General features: G+C 47.8%; 14 protein-coding genes, 16 tRNA genes and 1 rRNA gene. 3 read left to right on the forward strand and 28 right to left on the reverse strand.

Features of this window, described 5'->3' with window-relative positions; all coding sequences use genetic code 11:
* Positions 1-5: 5 nt before the first annotated feature.
* The 4 genes from moaA to AC58UW_RS10470 form a co-directional block, all read right to left on the reverse strand.
* Positions 6-1010: a GTP 3',8-cyclase MoaA gene (gene moaA, locus AC58UW_RS10455; protein ID WP_497420595.1), complete on the reverse strand. Its 1005-nt coding sequence runs from the start codon at positions 1008-1010 to the stop codon at positions 6-8.
* 88 nt (positions 1011-1098) lie between these two features.
* The gene (gene mobA, locus AC58UW_RS10460) at positions 1099-1713 is read right to left on the reverse strand and encodes a molybdenum cofactor guanylyltransferase (protein ID WP_497420596.1); all 615 of its coding nucleotides are present in this window, start codon (positions 1711-1713) and stop codon (positions 1099-1101) included.
* Entirely contained in the window at positions 1710-2360 is a 651-nt protein-coding gene (locus AC58UW_RS10465; protein ID WP_497420639.1) for an MOSC domain-containing protein, read from the reverse strand. The genes mobA and AC58UW_RS10465 overlap by 4 nt, the downstream gene beginning before the upstream one ends.
* An 87-nt stretch (positions 2361-2447) precedes the next feature.
* A complete protein-coding gene (locus AC58UW_RS10470; RefSeq protein ID WP_497420597.1) occupies positions 2448-3773 on the reverse strand; it encodes a molybdopterin-dependent oxidoreductase in 1326 nt (441 codons plus the stop codon).
* 137 nt (positions 3774-3910) lie between these two features.
* Here AC58UW_RS10470 and AC58UW_RS10475 point away from each other — a divergent pair, with 137 nt between their 5' ends.
* Entirely contained in the window at positions 3911-4123 is a 213-nt protein-coding gene (locus AC58UW_RS10475; protein WP_497420598.1) for a hypothetical protein, read from the forward strand.
* A gap of 228 nt (positions 4124-4351) precedes the next feature.
* Here AC58UW_RS10475 and AC58UW_RS10480 read toward each other — a convergent pair whose 3' ends face one another.
* The 5 genes from AC58UW_RS10480 to AC58UW_RS10500 form a co-directional block, all read right to left on the reverse strand.
* On the reverse strand, positions 4352-5317 hold the full coding sequence (locus AC58UW_RS10480; protein ID WP_497420599.1) for a HAMP domain-containing sensor histidine kinase: 966 nt from the start codon (positions 5315-5317) through the stop codon (positions 4352-4354).
* Positions 5318-5397: 80 nt separating this feature from the next.
* The gene (locus AC58UW_RS10485) at positions 5398-6120 is read right to left on the reverse strand and encodes a response regulator transcription factor (protein ID WP_497420600.1); all 723 of its coding nucleotides are present in this window, start codon (positions 6118-6120) and stop codon (positions 5398-5400) included.
* A gap of 92 nt (positions 6121-6212) precedes the next feature.
* Complete coding sequence (locus tag AC58UW_RS10490) at positions 6213-6674, reverse strand: DUF2269 family protein (protein ID WP_497420601.1); 462 nt, start codon at positions 6672-6674, stop codon at positions 6213-6215.
* A 204-nt stretch (positions 6675-6878) separates the two neighbouring features.
* A complete protein-coding gene (locus AC58UW_RS10495; RefSeq protein ID WP_497420602.1) occupies positions 6879-8120 on the reverse strand; it encodes an MDR family MFS transporter in 1242 nt (413 codons plus the stop codon).
* A gap of 108 nt (positions 8121-8228) precedes the next feature.
* Entirely contained in the window at positions 8229-8612 is a 384-nt protein-coding gene (locus AC58UW_RS10500; protein WP_497420603.1) for a hypothetical protein, read from the reverse strand.
* 230 nt (positions 8613-8842) lie between these two features.
* Between AC58UW_RS10500 and AC58UW_RS10505 the strand changes: the two genes are divergently transcribed.
* Positions 8843-9637, forward strand: a complete 795-nt coding sequence (locus AC58UW_RS10505; RefSeq protein WP_497420604.1) for an alpha/beta fold hydrolase — start codon at positions 8843-8845, stop codon at positions 9635-9637.
* Here the strand turns inward: AC58UW_RS10505 and AC58UW_RS10510 are convergent.
* Both AC58UW_RS10510 and AC58UW_RS10515 read right to left on the reverse strand, forming a co-directional pair.
* The gene (locus AC58UW_RS10510) at positions 9627-10841 is read right to left on the reverse strand and encodes an ROK family protein (RefSeq protein WP_497420640.1); all 1215 of its coding nucleotides are present in this window, start codon (positions 10839-10841) and stop codon (positions 9627-9629) included. The genes AC58UW_RS10505 and AC58UW_RS10510 overlap by 11 nt on opposite strands.
* A gap of 74 nt (positions 10842-10915) precedes the next feature.
* On the reverse strand, positions 10916-11623 hold the full coding sequence (locus AC58UW_RS10515; RefSeq protein WP_497420605.1) for a class I SAM-dependent methyltransferase: 708 nt from the start codon (positions 11621-11623) through the stop codon (positions 10916-10918).
* Between the two features lie 201 nt (positions 11624-11824).
* Between AC58UW_RS10515 and AC58UW_RS10520 the strand changes: the two genes are divergently transcribed.
* Complete coding sequence (locus AC58UW_RS10520) at positions 11825-11974, forward strand: YjcZ family sporulation protein (protein WP_497374342.1); 150 nt, start codon at positions 11825-11827, stop codon at positions 11972-11974.
* Positions 11975-12161: 187 nt separating this feature from the next.
* On the opposite strand, the gene AC58UW_RS10525 is transcribed toward AC58UW_RS10520, so the two are convergent.
* The 17 genes from AC58UW_RS10525 to AC58UW_RS10605 all read right to left on the reverse strand — a co-directional run.
* Positions 12162-12240: transfer RNA gene (locus AC58UW_RS10525), tRNA-Leu, on the reverse strand.
* 19 nt (positions 12241-12259) lie between these two features.
* Positions 12260-12348 (reverse strand) — tRNA-Leu (locus AC58UW_RS10530).
* Between the two features lie 11 nt (positions 12349-12359).
* Positions 12360-12433: transfer RNA gene (locus AC58UW_RS10535), tRNA-Cys, on the reverse strand.
* Positions 12434-12443: 10 nt separating this feature from the next.
* Positions 12444-12518: transfer RNA gene (locus tag AC58UW_RS10540), tRNA-Gly, on the reverse strand.
* Between the two features lie 8 nt (positions 12519-12526).
* A tRNA-Gln gene (locus tag AC58UW_RS10545) sits at positions 12527-12598 on the reverse strand.
* Positions 12599-12620: 22 nt separating this feature from the next.
* Positions 12621-12693 (reverse strand) — tRNA-His (locus AC58UW_RS10550).
* A 25-nt stretch (positions 12694-12718) separates the two neighbouring features.
* Positions 12719-12792, reverse strand: a tRNA-Trp gene (locus tag AC58UW_RS10555).
* A gap of 12 nt (positions 12793-12804) precedes the next feature.
* Positions 12805-12886 (reverse strand) — tRNA-Tyr (locus tag AC58UW_RS10560).
* Between the two features lie 11 nt (positions 12887-12897).
* A tRNA-Thr gene (locus tag AC58UW_RS10565) sits at positions 12898-12973 on the reverse strand.
* A 17-nt stretch (positions 12974-12990) separates the two neighbouring features.
* Positions 12991-13066 (reverse strand) — tRNA-Phe (locus AC58UW_RS10570).
* Positions 13067-13086: 20 nt separating this feature from the next.
* Positions 13087-13163: transfer RNA gene (locus tag AC58UW_RS10575), tRNA-Asp, on the reverse strand.
* Positions 13164-13174: 11 nt separating this feature from the next.
* Positions 13175-13251, reverse strand: a tRNA-Met gene (locus tag AC58UW_RS10580).
* A 56-nt stretch (positions 13252-13307) separates the two neighbouring features.
* Positions 13308-13380 (reverse strand) — tRNA-Val (locus AC58UW_RS10585).
* Positions 13381-13395: 15 nt separating this feature from the next.
* Positions 13396-13470, reverse strand: a tRNA-Glu gene (locus tag AC58UW_RS10590).
* 15 nt (positions 13471-13485) lie between these two features.
* Positions 13486-13577, reverse strand: a tRNA-Ser gene (locus AC58UW_RS10595).
* Positions 13578-13580: 3 nt separating this feature from the next.
* Positions 13581-13656, reverse strand: a tRNA-Asn gene (locus tag AC58UW_RS10600).
* Positions 13657-13776: 120 nt separating this feature from the next.
* A 23S ribosomal RNA gene (locus AC58UW_RS10605) occupies positions 13777-13935 on the reverse strand; the annotation flags it as partial.

The following is a 13935-nucleotide window of genomic DNA, read 5'->3' on the forward strand; positions in this document are numbered from 1 at the left end:
ATGGGCTAACCGCCAATTTGCGACATCCGGCGAAGTGTTGGTGTATGAGACTGGGTTTCATTCAGGAGTGCCTGCGCCATCTCATGATTTTGCGGCTTGATATCCAAAGCGCGGAAGAACAGGTCTTCCATTGCCGTATCGTCCCCAATATAGGTTCGCACATTGAACTCATCTGACCAATATAAGCATGGCTTCACGTTGCCATCAGCCGTAATCCGCAGCCGATTGCAGGTCTCACAGAAATGGTCGCTGATCGGGTGAATGAGTCCGAATGAACCTAGTGCTCCTTCTATCCGATAGTTTTGAGCTGGCCCGTTCCCATACACAGCATCCGATGCTACAGCATTCCAGCCCTTTTCCTTACAGCGGTCCAGTACGGTCGTCAAGGGCAAATAACGGCTTTTCCAGGCCTCATCTTGATGCCCGATCGGCATATATTCAATGAAACGAACTTGAATCGGACGGTCCATCGTCATTTGTAAAAAGTCTTCAATCTCGTCGTCATTCATACCCTTCATAAGAACAACATTCAGCTTGATCGGGGTAATTCCCACACGATAAGCTTCTTCAATGCTGGCTAGAACACGGTTGATATCGCCGCCTCGAGTGATGAGCGAGAACCGGTCAGCTTTTAAGGAATCAAGACTTATATTTACACGGGTTAATCCTGCTGCGCGAAGCTTTTCAGCTCTTGAAGCAAAATAGATCCCATTCGTTGTCAACGCGATATCTTCAATCCCGGGAATTTGGGAAAGCATGCTAATCAGTTGTTCCAGGTTTTTACGCACAAGAGGTTCTCCGCCGGTTAATCTCAGCTTACGGACACCTAGCCCAGCCAGCACACGAACAACCTCGGTGATTTCCTCGAACGTTAATAGCTTGTCATCCGGCTCAAATTCCATTCCTTCTTCGGGCATACAATAGACACAGCGAAGATTACAGCGATCCGTAACTGAAATTCGCAAGTAATCGTGCATGCGTCCAAAACGATCCATCAGCAGCTTCGGCATGAGGTTCACCTTCTCTCCAGTTCATTATGGCACATTTTATAACAAAATCCTAGATTTCTTAGGGGCTTACTATTAGGTTAACTAGCATCTATGATAGATTTTCTAACATGAACTTATACTCATCCGGCGTATTCACATTAGTTACAAACTGTGACGACAATTGTATCTTTTCAAAAAAAGCATTCTCCGCAGGCAACCAATCGATATGATCCAACAAACCCATTAATCGATATTGTTCCTGCTTCAATAACACCTCAGCTTCAGCTCCAACTAATCTAGAGTAAATCCCATGGAGCGGATGCACTTTTCCATCTATGACTGGAATAACCGCATCAACATTCGACTCTTGGCACAGCAGTCCCATAGCATCCGCGGCTTCGGAAGAAATGAAAGGCATATCACAACCGACAATCCACATGAATTCATGGGTTGCGGCTTGAGCGGCTGCATGAATACCACTTAACGGACCTTTTTGTACATATATGTCTGACACCCACTGCACATTGATGGACGCAGAATTTGATTTTATTAGAGATTGGAAAGCCTCGGGTTCATTGGATACGACGATCATCTGGTTGCAAATACGGGACATTTCCGTAAGCTGCCGAAGAAGCAATGGCTGATCTTGAACAGGAAGCAGCGCCTTGCTTCTTCCCCCCATACGACGACCCAGGCCGCCGGCCAAAATAACACCAGTCATCATGAGCCGAGTTCCGCCAATCGTTTCATGAAGGATTTCTTCCAGCTGTCAGAAAGCGCTTCGGTCCGTACGAGACGCTCAGCCCCATCCTTACTCATTTTATCGTGATACTTGATTTGATTCGCATAGGCCAGAGTTACGCCTTCACTATCTTTGGCAACAAGCTTCACTTGGGAATCTTTCGAGATGAATCCTTCTTGCAAAACCCTGAAATAGAAACCTGTAAACCCTGTTTCCTGCATTTGCAAAGGGGTTTTCGCCCACTCCAGACGTTTGCCCACTTTAAAACAAGGCTGGCGCGGCTGTGAAACCTGAACAAGGACATCGTCGATGGCATAAATGTCACCAATGCAGACGTCCGTCTCTAGAAATCCCCGGACCGTTAAGTTTTCACCAAACGCACCCGCTTCCAGCTTGTGGCCAAGCACTTCCTCCCAGTAGGCATAATGCTCCTCGGAGTACACACACAATGCTTTATCAACGCCGCCATGCACCGTCAAATCGGCTTGCCCATCCCCGTCCAATTGCGTTTTCGATACATACAAAGATGAGCTGACCGGGGATTTGTATATACCCGTGACCAGCTCTTTGCCTTGATATTCAATGATTTGTGGTTTTCCCACATTAACCGATACGATTTCCAAAGCTATCCCTCATTTCCAAGCAGGTTTCTTTGACATAACTATACCAAAAACCACCCGGAAAGTCAGTTCCAGCTTCTTGCCATTTCATCTCCATTAAGCATTATTAGATCGATCTACCCAAGCATCATTATCGTAGCCTCTAACTTCCCAATACCCCATGTGCTCCTTCTCAATGAGCTCGATCCCTTGGAGCCATTTGACGGATTTATACGCATACATCTGCGGAACAATCAGCCTAACCGGGCCTCCCAATTTTTGAGGAATCGGCTTGCCATCCAGCAGCACAGCTACCATAATGTCGTCTCCGCCGGCTTGCTCCAACGAAAGCGCATCGGTATACACCTTGTCGCCTGAATAAAATTTCACGAATTTCGCCTTGGACTGCACACCTGCTGCTGCTAATAGCTGCTTAAGCGGTATGCCCTCCCACGTACAATTGTAAATAGACCAGCCCGTCACACAATGGAAATTACTAACCTGTACGGTTCGTTTCAGCTTCAGGAACTCATCCCAGTTCCATACACTAGGTTTATCGACCAGACCGGAAATGGCGAATTGCCATGTCTCCGAGGAAAAAGCCGGAATTTCCGTCACCGTATAGATACGGAAATTCCCTTGCGCTCCTCCGCCGACTACAGCAGCGGAGTCCGGCAGCGGCGCAGGCGGCGGCAGCATGCTGTTGCCGTCTCCTGCGACATACTCGGCGGTCGAAGAACCGCCGGAGTCGAAAGCGCCTTTTATCCAGCGATAAAAGGCTGGACCGACCGCGATCACAAGCAGCAGTCCTGCGACAATCCGCAGGAACGAGGCGCGTGTGATCGGCGACTCTTTCAGCGCGGCGATCACCGCCTGCGCTGCTGAGCGCTCTGCCGTGGCGTCAGATGCCGCCACGGGGGTTGTTGCCGCCGGCTGCGCGGCCGGCGGCTTAGCAGCGCTAGCTGCTGCGGCTTGGTCCAGCCGCTGCTGGCGCTTTAGCCATCGGCTGCGCGAGATGGCGTGGTACACGGCATACGGCACTCCGACCCAGGTGAGCAGGTCATGGATGAGGAGTGCCGCATTGTTTAGAGCAGGTGGCAGATGACGGAACTGCCACAGGATCACCCCGGACGCTGCCCAGCCGACCAGCAGGGCCAGCACGAACACCAGATTCGCGCGTTGATTGCGGCGCGCGCGAATCTGCCGCCAATGCTTGCGAATCATTGGCGCATAAAGCACCATCAGCACAATGGATGCGACACCCAAATAAATGTGAAGCTGCTTCAGCGTCACACGAACAATCCCCAAATCTCCGCGAATCGCTCCTATGCTAAGCACAATGCCCGTTATCGTTAGCAGCAGGAGAATCCAGGCATTCCAGCTATGTATAGCATTAAGACGCTTGCCAAAGGATTGCTTCAACCAACCTCTTTTCGACTCCATACGCCCACATCCTATTCAACCAATAGTTTATTTCTCTAATCATAACGTACAAATCTTAAATAAAGCTTACAATCTCGCTAAAATTACAAAGTATCTCGCCGCGTGTCTCTTTTTCAACAGAATCGTGCGGGTAGCAAGTGCAATTAACGCCGATTACCCCTTCTATTTTCCGCAATCAAACCACTTATTACCAATTAACTGGATTTTCTCCCACTAATTACCTCAATGTAATAAGATTCGGTCCAGCTGCTGACGATTTAGAAGGAGTTTCTCCTGCTACTTTGTTCCATGCCACTGAACAGGGCAGATTAACAGAAGTTTTTCCATCTATTACAGCTGAAACGGTTTAAATAGCGGCCTCTGTAAGTTTTAGCGGGATTTTCTCTACTTTTTTGCAATTTATTATTAGCTGCTGAGGTCGCTATTTTTTTTCCAATTTGTTGTCATTGGCAAGTGAGGTGAAAGGTAGAGATGGCTTATGGTGAATTGTGTGATGCGATGGTGCAGGATCGGTAAAGCAGCTGACATCAACCTGGCGGAGTCTCATCTGTCAGGCTTTCTATGACTGTCTCCTACGTCTAAGAATCAACAGGAATGGTAAACCAAAACGTGCTGCCGCTCCCCTCGCCCAAGCCCGCTCTACTTTCGACCCCGATAGTGCCCCCATGAAGCTGAACGATGGACTTGGCAATTGCCAAGCCGAGTCCGGCACCTCCGCTTACGCGCGTTCGTGATGGATCTGAGCGATAAAAGCGATCAAATATTTTGTCCGCATCCTTTTCCTCAATACCTTGGCCCTGATCTTGAATAAGCAGCTTTAAATAAGGGGCAGGCAGCTGTTCCACTTTAATTGCAATGCTACCGCCTACAGGAGAGTGGCGAATGGCATTCCCCAAAATGTTAGCCAGAACCCGCTTCATTTCCTGAGGCATGATAGCCACAGGAGGCAGATAATCGGGCAAGTCTACGGTTACTTGCAACTGCTTATCTTCCAGCTGAAAAGCTAAGCTTTGCAGTCCATCCACCAGTAGCTGGTCAACATGATATGGCTCTGGCACAAAGTCAGTACCTCGCGCATCGAGCTGTGACAGCTTGAACAACTCCTGGATCAATGCGTCTAATCTTCCCGTCTCCAAACGGATCGTTCGAAGATACCGCTCGAAGGTCTCTTTATCCTGAATGACATCATCTTCCAGCGCTTCGACGAACGCCAGAATTGAAGCCATTGGCGTTCGAAGATCATGCGACACATTTGCCACAAGCTCCTTGCGAGAAGTCTCAGCTGTTCGTAATTTGCCGAAGCTTTCTTTCAAATTCCCGCTCATGCGGTTAAATTGCTCAGCTAGTCTTTGAAATTCAGCAGGCCCAGTGTGAGGCACTACACCCTCAAAATGCCCTTCTGAGATGCGTGTCGTTTCCTGAGTAATGGCATGAATGGCTTTTTCCAGAGGACGCGTCATGATGTAATGGATGCCCATCGATACGAGAGCTGCACCTAAGGTAACGGTAGACAGAATCACAACGTCCTTCCAGTGAAGCAGCATAAAATGATAGCAAACAAGAAGCGTAAGTAAGATGATACCAGTACTGACTCCGCTTGCGATTAGCAGATAGTATCGAAGCTTCAGGATGGCTCCCTCCCTTCGAATTTATAGCCGATGCCCCATACGGTTTTGATATAACGCGGCTCAGAAGGATTGGGCTCCAATTTCTCTCTTAATCGGCGGATATGGACGGTTACTGTTGTTGTATCCCCGTAGTAATCAATGTCCCAAATTTTGCTCAATAGTTGGTTGCGCGAAAAAACTTGATCCGGATGGGCTGCGAACAAATGCAACAATTCAAATTCCTTCACGGTCAACTCGATGTCTTTGTCGAAGACGCGGACACTGCGATGCAGCACATTGATTTCGAGGCCAGGGTATCTCAATATATGAGCAGGCAGTGCTGCTTCCGTATTCACGGAAGACTCCGTCTGCATGCGCTTCAACCTGCGCAAAATTCCTTTCACTCGCAACACAAGCTCTCGCGGGGAAAAAGGCTTTGTCAAGTAGTCATCAGCCCCCATCGTGAGCCCCATCAATCGGTCCATTTCATCACCCAGTGCCGTCAGCATGATGATGGGAACATCCTGCTCATTGCGAATTTCTTCGCAAACTTGCCAACCGTTTTTACCTGGCATCATCAGATCCAATACGATCAGCTGCGGATTGTGCTGCCGCCATTGCCTGATCGCCTCCTCACCGTTCATTGCAGAAATAACTTGATATCCTTCCCTTTGCAAATAAACGGTACAAACATCTATAATATTCGGTTCATCATCTACAACAAGAACAATTGTCCCCATACGAACATACCTCCTCAAGCTAATATAATTATACCTCATCCTTTCGTAAGGAAACTTACAGATGTCTTACAAAACAATAAAACCCAGCATCCTTAGATGCCAGGCTTCCATACCATCAATATTAACGAAATCAAAGGCAGAATCGTACCGATCGAGCCGAAGACATCCCACTTTTTCGAAACACGTTTATAGGCTTCCGTTTGCCTGCCTGCTTTCAAGGATTCCTCACTATAGCGAATCATTTTTCTTTGCAGCGGAATGAGAATGAACAGCCACAACAGACCCGATATTGAGAATAACAGCAAGGCAACGCTCACCCAGTTCCATGCTATGAGGGAGTAACCCAAGTTGGCCGCCATAAGATATCCAGGAATAAGCAGCAGCAGAATGCCAGGTATGGTGAATACATAGTCAGCGAGCATAATGTTTTTGACAGTAAGATGTATGGTCATCAGATCCTGCTTTCCGTAATGGGCCCTCACTTTCCAAAAAGCTCCCGTCACAATGTTACCAAGAAACAATACAGACCCTAACACATGCAAAAACAATAGCATTTTCACTCACTCCTTTGGCTAGATCTCATCTTAAATTCATTGTAGACTTTCTTCTTTTCTCTGTAAGGTGAGCTAGGTCATAACGTTTTGGTGACCTAAGTCATTAACTGGAGGAGTCCTCCTAAACGTCAAAAACCGTAAGAAGGAATAACCTTCTTACGGTTTTATTTCGCACACGCTGCTACTGCAGCCCGGCATGCTTCATTATGCTTGGAAAACACCTTCAATAACCGGTTTTTCCTCTTTACGATTTAAGTTTCGGATATATCTCGTTTGAGCAATACCGGCAGCAATAAGAATGATGCCCACGACGACAAACATCACCTTTCCGCCATAATGGCTGAACAGTAATCCTCCTAGCACAGGCCCGATGGCACGGGATAACTGCCAATTCATTCCAAAAACGGAGAAGTACAAACCTCTATGCTCCTCTGGGGCAATCACAGAGATCACTTTTTGAATATGAGGGCCGTTCAACATTTCACCAATGGTAAATAAAAATTCAACAAAAAGCAGAATCGCAAGAACCGGGGCGAATCCGTATCCGATGGATACTACAGCAAACAACGTGTAGGATACAGCAACGACAATATAAGCAGGTACATGCTCTGTTCGTTTTGCAATCCACAGCTGCAATGCGATAACTAAACACCCATTAACAGTCATGATTGTCGCAAATACCGATTTATAATTTTCAAAATTCTGCTGTAAATGCAGTGGGAATGTAGATTCTACCTGCGCATATAAAAGGGATACCGGCATGGCCAGAAAGGTAATCCACAGCAGTGATTTATGCTCCGACCATTTAATCTTGACCTTGACCTTGCTCGTATTTGTCGCAAGTACCTCTTTACTTTTAACAGGCATCGTCTCTGGAACCTTCCATATGACCAAGCCTGCATAAGCAACGAGCGTCACTGAGCAAGCAAGAAAAATAATCGAGGGATTCAACGTGAACAACAGCAAGCCAATTATCGGACCAAATGCTGGTCCCATGTTTAATGCGGTATGCAGCAGAGCAAAAACTTCAGCCCGCTTATTTTCCGGCACAACATCCGATATCTGAGCATTGGCAGCTGGTCCATACATCGCATGTCCGATTCCGTTAATAATGGAAATTAGCGCAAACTCCCATACATGGCTGGCAAATATGTACCCTCCGATAGCAAAGGCTTGAATAATGAGCGCTGCAATCATCATTGGTTTCCGTCCATACTTATCACTCAGGCTGCCTGCGTATAAGTTTACGAAGATCCCGAATAAGGGTTGTAAGCCTACGATCAACATAGATAAAAACACGGAACCATCCAACTTGTCGTATAAATAAAAAACGAGATAAGGTCTCATCATAAAACCGGCTAATGACGTCAGAATCGTGCCTACGACTCGGACCCATATCGCTGTGTCATACTTGCTAAGCATTGAAAAAAGGGGAATTCTGTGCATTTGACCTCCTAGATGTCTTTGGTACTTACAGTTTAGAGGGATTTGGGCAAAAGAAAAAGGTAAAATCTCGTTATAACGGATTTCACCTTTTATGTATCTCCTATTTTCTTAACCGCCGATACGAATCTTCCGGTAAGTATCGATAAACGAAAGGACATCTACGCGTTTCCCCCTCTTCTTCGCTACTCTGGCCATTTTCACTAGGGTTGTCCAGAATTCGTCGAGCACGGGAGATTCAAAATCATTTTCCTTCGGAGCTTGTGTCAATTTATGTTTGTTACTGTATGAAGCTCCTTCATCCGAGATTAGATATTGAATCTGACTTTTTTTCCACTGCTCGCCGGTTACGTAGCTTACACCAATTTCTCGCATTTTTTTGCGTACAGATGTAACAGGGCGGGATAACTCTTTGGCAATTACTACCGGAGGGCATTCTGATGAAAGTCGAATTAATTTGTCCAATTCTTGTGTGGACCAAGGTTTTTTAGTCATAGCCGTACCTCACTTCATGAATGAAAGATTCGTATTCGCTTTTAATGGTTAACAACGGGTATACTGAGAGAATAACAATCAAATGTTAAAGAAGTATGAGTTAACCATAATGAAAGTATGAAGACATAACTTTTTCGATATTTATCTCGCTTTTACGACCTTGGCACTAATTTTTTGATGAAAGTTAGGTCTTTATGAGTGGAAAAACTAGTCATGGAGGGTGATAACGAATGAAACATCATATTAACGGAGCAGAGTTGTACATAGCGGAAAAAGGACAAGGAGCACCTGTCATTTTGCTGCATGGATTTCCATTGGATCATCATATGTGGCAAGCGCAAGTAGAAGCTTTATCGGAAAATTATCGTGTGATTACACCTGATCTACGCGGAATGGGGCATTCAGATGTGCCTGCAGCTAACATTTCAATTGAGCAATACGCGGATGATATTTTGACGATGATGGACAAAATGGACATACAAAAAGCCGCGCTTGGCGGCTTCTCCATGGGCGGATATGTGGCTTTTGCGCTGCTTCGCAAAGCTCCTAAGCGATTCAATGCGCTTCTTCTCGCCAATACCCGTCCGGAAGCAGACGGTCTGGAGGCTCGCAAGAATCGCATGAATATGGCGGCTTCCCTGTATGACAAAGGGGCCAGCGCGGCAAGAGATGCCATGCTGCCTAAGCTGCTCACCGAGCAGACGGCCAATGATCAGCCAGGGCTCGTGGAGAGCATAAGCGCGGTCATGGCCTCCATGCCTGCCGAAGGGCTTGTCCACGCGAGCCTGGCTATGGCGTTCCGCGCCGACTCCGTTGACCTCCTCGGCGCTATCTCTGTGCCGACGCTTGTCATCGCCGGCGAGAAAGATCCGATTGCGCCACCGGATGTCATGAAAAAGATGGCTGACGCGATTCCTGGAGCCAGCTTTCATGCCATCCCGGCGGCTTCGCATTTGACGCCGATGGAGAAACCCGAGGACTTCAACGCATTGCTCCTTGAATTCCTCAAAGGCGTCACAGCCTAACAAGCTGGTCCATGACCATCACGGCTGCTCCCATAGCAAGGGCTTCTTCACCAAGCTGTCCCTTGCTGAAGACAACCTGATACGCGGGGTAGTAGTATGTTTTCCGAATCGCTACCTGCGTAGCGGTTTGGAAGAACAACTCCCCGCCCGCGATGAGCGGGCCCCCGAGGATTACCTTCTCCGGGTGCAAAATATTTAATAAATTGGCTAGTCCTATGCCAAAATAGGTCGCAGCCTCCGTAATGATCTCCACGACAAGGGGATCATTTTTTTTGAGTGCCTCCAGTACCTGCGTGTAGGTCAGCTGCTCAGGGTCCTCTACAAAATGCGACAGCAACGTGGATCGGCCCTGTTTTAAAGATGAGCGTGCCGCCTTTTCAATCGCATACAAGGATGCGTATGACTCCAAGGCGCCGTAATTGCCTGAGGCGTTACGGTGTGCCACGCCATCCGTTTGAATGATCATTTGGCCGACGGAGCCTTCCATGTCGACAGCGCCATAGATCAGCTTCCCTTCCGAAACCATGGAAGAGCGCAAGCCAACCCCGGCATGGATATATAGCAGATGCTTGAAGCTCTGCGTGCGCTGATGCCAGGATTCCGCTAGAATTGCTGTATTCGCTCCGTTATCCAGCATCGAGGGGATGCCTAGCTCCTCTGTCAGCAGCCTGCAGATTTCAACGTTTCTCCAGCCTTGGGCTTGAAAATATGCCGGCTCCAAAATCGTCCCTGACAGCCTGTCCACTGGACCCACGGCGCCGACACCAATTCCCAGCAGCATCGACTTCGTGATTCCGTGCCGCTCCATCATACTATGCGCTTCCTTGACAATGAGGCGGATAAGAACTTCCGGTGTCATCTCTGCCGTCATCGTCCAGCTTCGGGCCTCTAATTTGTTCATGCCCAAATCAACCAAAACCAGCTTGGACAACGTCCTTGAGATCTCCAAGCCAAAAATATAAGCGTAGGCCGAATTCTTCTCATATAGAATCGGCCTACGCCCTCCAGTTGACGCACCGAAGCCGGATTCAAGAATGAATCCTTGGCCCGTCAGTTCTTCCAAAAGCCGCGTCAACGTAGAGACAGTCATCCCGCTTTGCTCAAGCAACTCTGTCTTGGATATCGCCCTCTGGCGACAAATCAACTCATAAATCTCTTTGGCTTTCCGGTTCGGAATGCGTTCCGTTATAAGACCAACGTTCAAAAGTAACAGCCCCCAATGATAATCTTTCTCACTTATTTCGCCATCGGGGTGCCGAATTCCTGCCACGGCTTCATCTATTCCTTCGAGCCAATCATCAGCGTGTATCCCATATAACTATGATATTTATTCACCAGCTCATCGTATCTGGCTGTAATCTGCCATATGCGTGGATCCATGAATGATTGCTTATCAGATAGATGAACAGGGTCCGGATGCTGAACTTGATCCTCGAACATCGTTAATGGAAATGGATGGATACCGGAGAAATCCACGGTAAAGTTGCTTCCTTCCAGCAGTTCCCGCCATTCGTCCATACTATAAATTTTACTAACGCCATAGAAGCTGCACAGCGCCCTATGGACACCAGTGGACATATTTTTAACGCGGATAACTTCACGGTCATAGAGCTTCCCTCCAGGCTTCAACACCCGGTAATACTCCGAGACCGCCTTCTGCGCCTCTGCAAAATTCGTGACGGATTCCACCATCACAACATCAAACATTGCTGTCTCAAAAGGTAATTGGCACACGTCACCCTCTTTAAAGTCTACCTGCACCCCTTGTTTTTCGGCTCGAATAATTGCTTTCGCTACCATTTCAGGGCGGATATCAACCGCTGTCACCTCGCATCCTTGCTCAGCAAGAAAGCAAGCAGTTCTCCCCGTCCCGCATCCGACCTCCAGAACTCGTTTCCCTTTCTCTATCGGGTATTTCTTCAATTGCTCTATGGTCTCGCCGAACCCGCCAGGGTGCGCATTGCCCACACCAAGCTTTGCTAACATATCCAGGTACTCGATAGCACTCACACCTCCATAATGGCATTTCAATCTCTTTTTTACCATATGGAGGGCTGCTGTCTCTTGTTCAAACTCTGAGTCGATTTTCTAAAAAAAGGCTCTCGCCTAAAGCATGTTTTTTCAATCTCATTTGGGCAGATCACCCAGTCAAACAATGGTATGTCACCATAGGATGTATAGTCTCTCATGGAAGGCTGCCGAGAGCATTACTTACGATTGGGGGTGACATCCATGGGTGTTGCTGCTGGTGCTGGTGTTGGTTATGGAACTTCTGCCGCTGCTATTCTCGTATTGTTCATTTTGCTCGTAATCGTAACAATGACTTACGCTTGGTAATCTATGAAGCCTGATCGTTAACTCCACAAAAAAAGAAGGAGCTCCAGTTCATTGAACCAAGCTCCTTCTGCTTGCTAAATCCTTGCTGCCGCTAAGAAAGCGTTCAGCTTTTTTTGTTTTTCTGCATAGCACCAAACATAAAAAAAATCTTATGAAATCAAATGATTTCATAAGCTTCAATTTTGTATACCGGCAAGAGGACTCGAACCTCCACCCTTTCGGACTCGATTTTGAGTCGAGCGCGTCTGCCATTCCGCCATGCCGGCATATGAACATGTAAAACAATGGTGCCGAAGACCAGACTTGAACTGGTACGGTAGTCACCTACCGCAGGATTTTAAGTCCTGTGCGTCTGCCGATTCCGCCACTCCGGCTAATAAATTTGTGGAGGCGCCACCCAGACTCGAACTGGGGGTAAAGCTTTTGCAGAGCTCTGCCTTACCACTTGGCTATGGCGCCTTAGTAATAATGGAGCGGAAGACGGGGATCGAACCCGCGACCCTCGCCTTGGCAAGGCGATGCTCTACCGCTGAGCCACTTCCGCATATAAAACTGGGGATCAAGGATTTGAACCTTGGCATGACGGAGTCAAAGTCCGTTGCCTTACCGCTTGGCTAATCCCCATTATCTTGCTTTGGTAATAATGGGCGGACGACGGGACTTGAACCCGCGAATGCCGGATCCACAAACCGGTGCGTTAACCCCTTCGCCACGACCGCCACAATATTAAGTTTCTTACTTTTTTGGCAGGGGCAGCAGGAATTGAACCCACACCAAAGGTTTTGGAGACCTTTGTTCTACCCTTAAACTATGCCCCTAGAAAAAGTAAATGGAGGCTGATGGATTCGAACCACCGAACTCGGAGAGAGCAGATTTACAGTCTGCCGTGTTTAGCCACTTCACTAAGCCTCCATAATAAAACCTGGTGCCGTCGAGAGGACTTGAACCCCCAACCTACTGATTACAAGTCAGTTGCTCTACCAGTTGAGCTACAACGGCATATATAGTTGTAAAGATGGTGGCTCGGGACGGAATCGAACCGCCGACACGAGGATTTTCAGTCCTCTGCTCTACCGACTGAGCTACCGAGCCTTACATGATGTTGGTAATAATGGCGGAGCCGACGGGATTCGAACCCGCGGTCTCCTGCGTGACAGGCAGGCATGTTAGGCCTCTACACCACGGCTCCACATTCATTATTGGTTGCGGGGGCAGGATTTGAACCTGCGGCCTTCGGGTTATGAGCCCGACGAGCTACCGGGCTGCTCCACCCCGCGTCATTAAGTATATTTCAGGAATTCTAATAAATCAAGCCTTGCAATAGAATTCATGATGGAGGCTGACGGGATCGAACCGCCGACCCTCTGCTTGTAAGGCAGATGCTCTCCCAGCTGAGCTAAGCCTCCATGGGAAGTACTTGATGGTGACCCGTAGGGGACTCGAACCCCTGTTACCTCCGTGAAAGGGAGGTGTCTTAACCACTTGACCAACGGGCCTTACTAGAAAGATAGTGGCGGAGAGAGAGGGATTCGAACCCTCGAGACGCTTGTGACGCCTACACGATTTCCAATCGTGCTCCTTCGGCCAGCTCGGACACCTCTCCATATGGCTCCCCGAACAGGACTCGAACCTGTGACAACTCGATTAACAGTCGAGTGCTCTACCAACTGAGCTATCAGGGAATAGAAACAAATACTTATTCAAGGATTATTCCTTGAAAACTAGATACGAAAGTTGCGTAAAGGTTTGATTCTTAGGTTTTAAGCAGAGAGACTTTAATCTACGATTAAAGATCCCTATATTAGGTTAAGCCCTCGACCGATTAGTATTCGTCAGCTGCATGCATTGCTGCACTTCCACCTCGAACCTATCAACCTCGTCGTCTACAAGGGGTCTTACATACTGGGAAATCTCATCTTGAGGGGGGCTTCGCGCTTAGATGCTTTCAGCGCTTATCCCCT

The organism is Paenibacillus sp. J22R160, from assembly GCF_059692135.1.